This is a genomic window from Leucobacter soli, from assembly GCF_042659205.1.
Lineage (GTDB): Bacteria > Actinomycetota > Actinomycetes > Actinomycetales > Microbacteriaceae > Leucobacter > Leucobacter soli.
Genome location: NZ_JBHSRW010000370.1, coordinates 1 through 1,361, shown reverse-complemented (window position 1 = coordinate 1,361; position 1,361 = coordinate 1). Strand labels below are relative to the sequence as shown.

Below are 1,361 nucleotides of genomic sequence, written 5' to 3'. Positions count from 1 at the left end.
GCGGCCCGCCCGCCCCCTGGAAGCAGCCCGGCACCGGCGCCGACCCATCCGGCGGCGAACACCTGGAACGGCAACCACGGGCCGACACCGCCCCACAGCAGCGCCGATCCGAGCATCACGGTGGCGCCGAGCAGGAACCCGAAGCGCGGCCCGAACGCCCGCCCCGCGATGATGAGCAGGGTCAGCGCCGTCTCGATGCCGCCGAAACCCGTGCCCAGGAAGCGGAGCACCATCCCGACCGCCGTGAGCGTGCCCAGCATCGCGACGACCATCGCCCCCTGGGCGCCGTCTCCGAGCGCCACGAGCAGTGCACCGGCCAGCACCACGGCCGCCGCGATGGCGAGGATCGGCACGGCCCGCTGCGCGTCCTCGGGCAGCGCTGCGGAGAAGAACGGCCAGGCGAATGCCGCGAGCGCTGCTGCGCTCACGATCGGGATCAGCAGCTGATTCAGCATGCGCCTCATGAGAGCCGCCCGTCGATCAGGCGCAGCCGACGCGTCCGTGCGCCCGCCGCGGCGAGCCGGTCGGCGAAGTCCGTGTCGTGCGTCGCGATGACGACCGCTGTGCCCTCCGCCGCGTCCGCCGCCGTCAGCTCGACCAGGATCCCGGCGAGACGTTCGCACGCGGCGGCGTCGAGCCCGCGCGTCGGTTCGTCGAGCAGCAAGGTCCGCGGTGCTGAGGCGAGCTGCACGGCGATGCCGAGCACCAGGCGTGTACCGGCGGAGAGGTCGCGCGGGTGCGTCGTTGCAAGGACGCCGAGCGACGGTGCGCTCTCGGCGCCGCTGAGATCCGTATCCCGCTCCGATACAGGCTCGGGGCGCGAGGCGATGCCGGGGATCGACCCGGCGATCAGTCGTGCGAACCGAGCTGCCGTAGCGCCGCGCTCCGCCCCGCTGCGCCGGTCCGCGTAGCGGCACTCGTCTGCGAGCGTGTCCCGGATCAGCAGGTCGTCGACCCGGTGCGGCACCAATGCGATGCCGGGCGCGCGCCCGGAGGATCCCGGGAGAGCGATGTCTTCGAGCAGACTCGTCTTGCCCGACCCGTTCGGGCCGCCGAGCACGACGATCTCGCCCGGGGAGGCCGACAGCTCCGGAACCCGCAGGAGCTCGCGGCCACCGCGCTCGACGACATGATCCACGAGCAGCACGATCCGGTGGCCCTCGGCCCGATCCGGGCCGGCTGCGATCGACGGACCCGACGGTGCCGTTGCCGAGCACGTCGATGCCGGGGCGCGGACCCCGTCCGACGCCCCTGACACGGCTCCGTCGCCGCCCGCGGGACCGGGCTGGAGGCTCCCCTCGCGCATCTCGAGCCGTTGCACGGCGACCTCGCTCGCCAGCGCCTCGAGCGCCTCGGGCCGG

At 74.1% G+C, this 1,361-nt stretch carries 1 protein-coding gene and 1 pseudogene; both read right to left on the bottom strand.

Annotated elements, in window-relative coordinates:
* Positions 1 to 455 (bottom strand): annotated as a pseudogene (locus ACFPZL_RS13240) (ECF transporter S component); the annotation flags it as partial.
* A gap of 5 nt (positions 456 to 460) precedes the next feature.
* On the bottom strand, positions 461 to 1,361 hold a 901-nt coding region (locus ACFPZL_RS13235; RefSeq protein WP_382335834.1), incomplete at its 5' end, for an AAA family ATPase.